Origin of the sequence: Paenibacillus agaridevorans, from assembly GCF_003112455.1 — a bacterium.
In the GTDB taxonomy this organism is placed as follows: Bacteria; Bacillota; Bacilli; order Paenibacillales; family Paenibacillaceae; genus Pristimantibacillus; species Pristimantibacillus agaridevorans.
The window spans coordinates 307,274-314,922 of sequence record NZ_BDQX01000171.1; the positions used below are offsets into that span (position 1 = coordinate 307,274).

The following is a 7,649-nucleotide window of genomic DNA, read 5'->3' on the forward strand; positions in this document are numbered from 1 at the left end:
CCAGCATCTTATTCCTATCTATTACTTATCGACCACTGCGGCCTAATAAATAATAGAGCAGGTTCAAAAAGTCCGCTTTTGATCATGAGTAGGCCATGGAGCCTATTCGACATCGAAGATGGAACGTAAGCGAAGTTAAAGGATTGCTTTCGAAGTTAAAAAAAAGTTTCCCGCAATTTGCGGGAAACCGGTGAGTCGATCCTGTTAAATTTTAAATTTGTTGAGCGATTCCTTTAAGCCTCTGGACACGGATTCCAGCTTCTCGGACAATTGGACAAGTCCTTCGCTGATGGATAGCTGTTCGCTGCTGAGTGAAGCAACTTCTTCTGATGTTGCCGAGGCTTCCTCCGCAACGGCGCTGACATTGGTCATCGCAATGGCCAATACCGACTGCGACTGGTTCAGTTCTTCGATGGATGACGTCACGCCATCTAATCGATGGACGAAGTTGCCCATTTGCGATTGTACAGTGAGGAAGATTTCATTGGCTTCCTTAACGGAACTGATTTGCTCCTGGAAAAGCGGGTATGCATCCGATAACACCAGGACGGTCTCTTCAATTTCTCCGGAAATTTTGGCCGTGATCTGGGCAACCACATCGATCGATTGACGAGATTGATCCGCCAGCTTGCGGATTTCGTCCGCGACGACCATAAAACCTTTCCCCGCCGCTCCTGCTCGAGCTGCCTCGATTGTCGCGTTCAACGATAAAATATTCGTTTGTTTCGTCAAATTGTTGAGCACGTCCAGAATCTTGACGATGGAACCTGTGCTTTCCTTCAGCTTGTCGACCTTCTCTACCATCGAACGGGTCATTTCTTCCGTTAGTCCCGTCTTCTCGATCAACATTCCCATATAGGCCGTGCCTTGGCCGCTGGCCTTCTCCACCAGCGCTGCAGATGCCGACATCTCCTGATTGGCCTCGATCACCTTCTGCACCTGTTCGTTCATGTTGCTCGTCAGATCGTTGCCTCGCTCCGCTTCTACGGCCAAGCTGGTTGCTCCGCCTGCGATCTCTTCCGTAGCGACAGCTATCTCGCGGGCAGATATTGAAGTTTTTTTAGACGCTCCAGTCAAGTCTGAAGCCGTTGACAGCACTTGTTCCGCGGATGCCGTCGTCTGGAGAGCAAGATCCGTAATCTGCGCCATCATGCTGTTGAAGCTGTCGCTTAAGCCGCCGATCTCATCCCGCCGCCCCTTTATCGTCGAGCGTACCGTCAGATTGCCGCCCGCGCCCTCCACCATCAGATTGCGGAGCCGCACAAGCGGGGTCGCGATCGAATAAAGGACAAGAATGCCGATAGCAATAGCGATAATAGCGGCTGCGCCTACCGTAATCCAGGTCAGCGTACGAATGGCTTTTGCATCCTTCACGAGCATTTCGACAGGAATGCTTCCTACCAGCCTCCAGTCCATTGCCTGGAATGACTTGTACACGGCCAGCACTTCCAGCCCGTCCGTTGTCGTCAACTTCCGTGCTCCGTTAGCCCCGGCCTCGCCGGATGGAAGCTGAACTTTGGAATCTTGTCCAATTAAAGCCAGATCATTTGCGATGACATATTTGCCGTTGACGTCGATAATGGAAATCTCGCTACCGTCGCCAAGCGACACGTCCTTATAACGGTTGCTGATCGTGTTGACATCCATCTCCAGCATCAAAACATAAGAGGCTTCGCTGGAAGTGCTGTCCTTAAGCAGACGGGCGATGCCAAACGTGCTCTGGTCCGTTCCCATTGATAATCCTTCGGCATTTGGCTCAATCCAGTTGACGCGGCCATTAAGCTCAATCGTCTCCTGGAACCAGCTTTGCGCCATAACGATCTCTGCACGGCTAGTCTGAGAGACGCCGGAAGTGACGGCTTGAAGCTTGTCCCTCAGCGGAAGCAGCATAATGCCCTTAATGGTGTTGTTCCCGATGGTAAAAGCCTGCAACTTTTCGCTAAGCTTGCGCGTCGCTTCGAAGCGCGAATAATCGTCTTGATTCGATGCGATCGTGCCTACAATGGTATGGAAGTCCTTGTCCACCAAAATTTGCAGCGTCAAGTCCTCGTAAGTTTTGTAGATGATGTCGAGATTTTCGGCCACCTGATTCACCGTCTGAAGGCTGGCGTCGGATACCTTCTTTTCGACGATGGAACGCGCTTCGTTATAGGCTATGAGTCCTACCGTCAGCACGCATGCAATAATGCTGATAAAAATGATCAGGAATAGCTTCATCCCTACGGATTTAACGGGATTGGATAACTTCGTTTCCTTCATCATTTCCTTAACGGATTTCGTTTTGGCCGCAGCTGCGGCAAGGCCCGTAGCTGCCTTGGCGCCTGACATTTCGCCGGAAGCGTTTACATCCTTGTTAGGTTTAGGACTGTCCTTCTGGCTTGAAGTCGCATTCTTCTCCTTCGTGTTACCGGCCATTGTCGAAGACCCCTCTTTCAAGTTGGTTGATTCGTCGATTTAAGGAAGCATCTGGCGAACCTTGAAACATTATGTATGGTATATAAGATCTATTATTTGTTATTGACCGGGCCTTGTCAATTGCCTGAACAAAAAATAACGAAGCATAATATAAAGACTACCCGAACGGGTAGTCTCAACGTCTCATTTTCTAATTTTTTTACGCATCATGTCCATCGGCTTGACCGGTTTTAACGTGCGGACCCTTACATGCTGCATGGGATGTCTCGCCGCATCCAGGGGTTGTCCATCGACGTCCGTCAACTCCGTAATCGTCTGCCGGAAAAACGTGCCGCCCGGACCTACGAATTCGACTTCCAGGCCCGGCTTGAAGTGATTACGCTGCTGGAGCGTAGCGAAGCCCGTGCGATCATCGTAATCCAGGACGATCGCCGCAAAGTCGTAAGGGGCCGCCTTCTCCTCCGGACCATAGATATGATCCTCCGCGCCCGGCGTATCCAGGAAGAAGCCCGTGTTCAGCGGACGGTTTGCAGCCTTGTTCATTTCGTCGATCCATTCCTGCTTCACCCGGAAGTTTTCCGGATCCTCGAAGTACGCGTTAATGGCTTGACGATACACATTGACGACCGTCGCAACGTAATGAATGCTTTTCATTCGGCCTTCAATTTTAAAGCTGTCCACGCCAACCTCGATAAGCTCAGGCAAATATTCGATCATGCACAGATCCTTCGATCCCATCGTGAACTGCTCTTGCCCTTCCTCGTACACCGGTTCATCGTCAACGAACAGATCGTACTTCCAGCGGCAGGATTGGCAGCAGCCTCCCCGGTTGGAATCGCGGTCCGTAAAGTGGTTGGACAGCACGCAGCGCCCCGAATACGAAGAGCACATGGCTCCGTGGATAAACGCTTCGATTTCGATATCGACATGGCTCTTGATCTCCGCGATTTCCTTAAAGCTCGTTTCTCTGGCAAGAACTACCCGCGGCAACCCCTCGTCCTTCCAGAACTTGACCGCCTGCCAGTTCATCGTCGACTGCTGCGTGCTAAGGTGCACCTCCAGCTTGGGCGCAACGCGCTGCGCCGTCTCGATAATAACGGGATCGGCTGCGATAATGGCCGCGATACCAGCCTCCTCCAGACTGCGCAAATATGACTCAAGTCCTTCGATATCTTCGTTATGGGCATAAATATTCGTCGCGACGAACACCTTGGCTCCATATCGGCTGGCAAACTCTACGCCTTCCTTCATCTCCTCGAAGCTGAAGTTGTCGGCGTTAGAGCGAAGGCCGTACTTCTGTCCACCGATATAGACTGCGTCCGCGCCGTAATGAACGGCGAACTTCAGCTTCTCCAGATTGCCTGCCGGCGCCAGAAGCTCCGGTCTGTCCAGCCGGTTCCGCTTCCCTTTGTATTTCGGCGCAGCCGCGTTTGTTGTCCCCATCTCCCGCACCTCCTGGTTGTTCACTGCTCCGATGAGCCCGGTCGTCATCAGTACACTTGCTCCTTATAGAAGAATCCGTAGCTCAATTCCCGATTGGGATCCTGCGCTTCCAGGATGGCATCCAGCCATTCCTCTTGAAAGGAGTAACCTTCCGGGTCGGCGACGTACGCGTCGATCGCCTGACGGTATGCCCGGACCACTACCGCGTTATAGGCCATCGATTTCATCATGCCCTCGATCTTGAGGCTGTCGACACCGGCGTTCAGCAGCTCATGAAGATTCTCCAGCATGCAAATGTCGTCCGAGCTCATAATATGGGTGCCGCCATCATCCTCGTAAATGGGATACCGTTCTCCGGGACGCTCGGCTTCCGTTAAATACAAGCCGCGTTCCCGCTCAACACTGTCGAGCCGTTCCCGATCGTCGTGATAGTCCAGATAGCTGTTCACCAGGGAACGTTTGGAATGATAAATATTGGTCATTCCGTGAACTTGTACTTGAATTTCCAGACTGGATTTGGCTTTGGTATCCTCGATCTGCTCCATATTGAGCTCGCGAGCCAGCACGTATCTGGTCGCTCCGCGGCGCGCCCAATATTGTGCCGTAACGATATTCGTCGAGGTCATCTCCGCATTCCAATACAGGGGAAGCCCTGGAGCCAGCTCCCGCGCCGCCACGAGCACCGCGGGATCTCCGAACACGATTCCATCGATGCCCAGACTATAGATGCCGCGAATATAGTCCGGCATCGTTTCCAGCGTATCGTTGTCGATCAGAGTATTCATAGATACATAGATGCGAACGCCCTTGGGCTTCGCCGACTTCACGGCTTCGCCAATCATGTCCAAAGTGAACTCGCCAGCCAGCCTCATGCCGTATTTACCCTCGCCGATGACAAATGCATCGGCGCCTGCGTCGATCAGCAGCTCCAGCTCCTCCATCGACGATGCTGTCGCCAGCAGCTCCGGTTTGTATGTCATATGTTTGTTCTCCTTCTCCCTGGCCTGCTGTCAATTAACTGCCTCGCTCGCTCTTGTCGATGTTGCGGAGATGTTCGTTGTACGTCTTCGCGAATAGGTGACTCTGCGAGCCGTCCTTCTTCGTGACATAAAACAAATAATCCGATTGCGCGGGATAGATCGCCGCTTCGATGGATGCAAGACTTGGACTTGCAATGGGTCCGGGCGGCAAACCGTCGTTTTTGTACGTATTGTAAGGACTGTCGATCTCCAGATCCTTCGTGAGCAGACGTTCTTTGGGCTCGTCGAGAGCATATTGCACAGCCGCGTCAATCTGGAGTCTCATAGGCTTGGCCAGCCGGTTGTAGATGACGCTGGAAACAAGCGCGCGCTCCTCGTCCACAACAACCTCGCGCTCGATCAACGAAGCGATCGTCATAATCTCGTGCAGCGTTCTTCCCGAAGCTTCCATAGCGTCCTGCCAATCTTCAGGCAACGCCGCAAGCTTGCGGTCCGTCTCCTGCAGCATTCGGGTAATGATCTGTTCCTCCGTACTGTCCTTCTTCAGCTCGTAAGTCTCCGGGAACAAGTAACCCTCAAGACGCTTGTGCAATTTATCGTCATCCGGAATGGCTTGCGCCGACTCGGCATTAGCCCACGAGCGGCCGTTCTCCGCAACATCCAGAAATTTTTCCTTGTTAATCAAGCCGTCTGCCGCCAGCTTGTCGGCGATCTGAAGCACCGTGTAGCCTTCGGGAATGGTGAACCGGATCGTCTCTTCCGCGATGGTATCGCCTGCATTAAGCTTGGCGATAATCGCCGCATTGTCCATGCCGGGAGACATCTCGTACAAGCCCGCCTGGAACCGGGAGCCTTCATCCTTGAGCTGCAAATAATAACCGAACACAAAGCTGTTCTTAATGATGCCGTTCTCCTCAAGCGTGTCCGCAACGCTATTGGCAGACATCCCGCGCGAAATCGCAACTTGCTTTACAGCTCCTGCGGGCATCGGCTGCAGATTGCTCCACACATAATACAACACGCCGCCGGCGCCTAATAACATGATCGTGAGCAAACTTAATACGACCCATAACGAAATAACCCAGGTTTTGGGACGGTTGCGAACCTTCTTCCGTTTTTTCTTTGTTGTCGTCTTCGTAGCCTTTACAGCATTCGGTTCATTTCCCGCTGCCTGCTTTTCTTCCGGCTTATCCAACCTGCTACACCCTCTTCTGTCAGTTTCCGTGAAAAAGAGCGGTTGTCAGCCGCCCTTCGTGTCAACGATATAGGAGATGCTAGGGCCTGTCGTCGCTAGCGAATTGCAGATCGTCGTACGCTTCGGAGGCTGCTTCCCACTCTTCGTCGTCTTCGATGCTTTCGAGCTGGGGTTCTTCGCCATCCTGACGAACGCGCAGAAACTCGACTTCGTCTTCGGCTTCCATCTCATCGCTTTGGAGCGCCGCATACACGGTGTCTCCCAGCTTGAACTCGGCCTTGATCCGGTAGACTTCCGCATGACCGTCCTCGGCGATCAGCTCGACATGATCGCCGAATACTTCTTTAAGGCCGTTAATCCGAACAGGCGTTTGATTGTAATCGGACATTAGTCTTGCTCCTCCAGCTCGCCCAGGAGCGTGTTAAACGTCTCTTCGACCATATTCCATTCTTCTTCGTCCTCGATCGTATACAGCTTGAGATCGTCGCCGTCCTCTTCGTAGCGGAAGGCGTACACCTCATCCTCTTCCTCGTCGTTGCCGATCAAAGGAACAACCATCATATATTTTTGATCCGAACCATCAACCTCGAATTTCATGATGACTTCGAATTCTTCCTCGTTGCCTTCTTCGTCCGGGATATAAATAATTTCCGGCTCTTCGTACTGCATCTCTTCTTTTGTCATGGTTACCCTCACCTTTTCGTTTTAGAGTCGAGAAAATTTTGCAAGATTAGCGTCGCCGCCATCTTGTCGATCACTTGCTTCCGTTTCCTCCGGCTGACGTCCGCTTCGAGAAGCGTACGCTCGGCAGCTACCGTCGTCAGCCTTTCATCCCAAAGGTGAACAGGTATACCTAGCTTCTGCCCAAGCTGTTCGGCAAACGCGATGCTGATCTCACCGCGCGGACCTACGGAGCCGTTCATGTTTTTGGGCAGACCGACTACAACTTCCGACACTTCGTGTTCCTTGGCAAGACCGGCCAGAACGTCCAGTTCTCCGCCGTCTCTCCTGCGCTCCACGACCGTTAATCCCTGCGCGGTCCAGCGGAACGCGTCGCTGACGGCCACGCCGATATTGCGGTCGCCATAATCCAATCCCATGACTCTCATTGCTTCTTGTGCTGCAAGTAGAACCGGACCAGCTCTTCGATCAGCTCGTCCCGCTCCTTCTTGCGGATCAAGCTTCGGGCGTTGTTGTGCCGCGGGATATACGCGGGATCTCCGGACAGCAAGTACCCAACGATCTGGTTAATCGGATTGTATTCCTTCTCCATCAACGCTTCGTGGACGCTGAGAAGAATATCCCCGGAAGAAGTTTCCACCCCCTCCGCCTTCACGTTAAACTTCATTGTTTGGTCCATGGAACTCACCAACAGCACCTCGCTTTCGGGAACAGCATCCGCCTAGGGACATTGTCTGATTCTATCATATCACATTCGCCCTGCCGACAACCAGTTCCTCGGCAATTTTGAGCGCTTCATCCAACTTGGAGACGTCCTTGCCGCCTGCTTGCGCCATATCCGGGCGTCCTCCGCCGTTGCCGCCGCATACGATAGCGGCTTCCTTGATGATTTTGCCGGCATGGTAGCCTTGCTTCACGAGATCGGCGGAGACGGC

The 7,649-nt window shown here is 52.7% G+C and carries 9 protein-coding genes; all 9 read right to left on the bottom strand.

What is annotated here, in order from left to right; genetic code table 11:
* Positions 1 to 204 precede the first annotated feature (204 nt).
* Entirely contained in the window at positions 205 to 2,415 is a 2,211-nt protein-coding gene (locus PAT3040_RS16300) for a methyl-accepting chemotaxis protein (RefSeq protein ID WP_258235006.1), read from the bottom strand.
* Positions 2,416 to 2,598: 183 nt separating this feature from the next.
* Positions 2,599 to 3,858 (bottom strand): peptidase U32 family protein, encoded by a 1,260-nt coding sequence (locus PAT3040_RS16305; protein ID WP_108993732.1) that lies wholly within the window; start codon positions 3,856 to 3,858, stop codon positions 2,599 to 2,601.
* A 47-nt stretch (positions 3,859 to 3,905) separates the two neighbouring features.
* Positions 3,906 to 4,838 carry a peptidase U32 family protein gene (locus tag PAT3040_RS16310; protein ID WP_108993575.1) on the bottom strand — a complete coding sequence of 311 codons (933 nt, stop codon included), beginning with the start codon at positions 4,836 to 4,838 and terminating at the stop codon, positions 3,906 to 3,908.
* A 34-nt stretch (positions 4,839 to 4,872) separates the two neighbouring features.
* Positions 4,873 to 6,033 carry an endolytic transglycosylase MltG gene (gene mltG / locus PAT3040_RS16315; RefSeq protein WP_306299310.1) on the bottom strand — a complete coding sequence of 387 codons (1,161 nt, stop codon included), beginning with the start codon at positions 6,031 to 6,033 and terminating at the stop codon, positions 4,873 to 4,875.
* A 79-nt stretch (positions 6,034 to 6,112) separates the two neighbouring features.
* A complete protein-coding gene (locus tag PAT3040_RS16320) occupies positions 6,113 to 6,421 on the bottom strand; it encodes a DUF1292 domain-containing protein (protein WP_108993576.1) in 309 nt (102 codons plus the stop codon).
* The gene (locus PAT3040_RS16325; RefSeq protein ID WP_087566450.1) at positions 6,421 to 6,717 is read right to left on the bottom strand and encodes a DUF1292 domain-containing protein; all 297 of its coding nucleotides are present in this window, start codon (positions 6,715 to 6,717) and stop codon (positions 6,421 to 6,423) included. The genes PAT3040_RS16320 and PAT3040_RS16325 overlap by 1 nt, the downstream gene beginning before the upstream one ends.
* Positions 6,718 to 6,725: 8 nt before the next feature.
* Positions 6,726 to 7,142, bottom strand: coding sequence for a Holliday junction resolvase RuvX (gene ruvX, locus PAT3040_RS16330; protein ID WP_087566451.1), 417 nt, complete (start codon positions 7,140 to 7,142; stop codon positions 6,726 to 6,728).
* The gene (locus PAT3040_RS16335; RefSeq protein WP_087566452.1) at positions 7,139 to 7,402 is read right to left on the bottom strand and encodes an IreB family regulatory phosphoprotein; all 264 of its coding nucleotides are present in this window, start codon (positions 7,400 to 7,402) and stop codon (positions 7,139 to 7,141) included. The genes ruvX and PAT3040_RS16335 overlap by 4 nt, the downstream gene beginning before the upstream one ends.
* A 55-nt stretch (positions 7,403 to 7,457) precedes the next feature.
* Positions 7,458 to 7,649: DHHA1 domain-containing protein (locus PAT3040_RS37105; RefSeq protein ID WP_181376657.1), on the bottom strand; the 192-nt coding region annotated here is incomplete at its 5' end.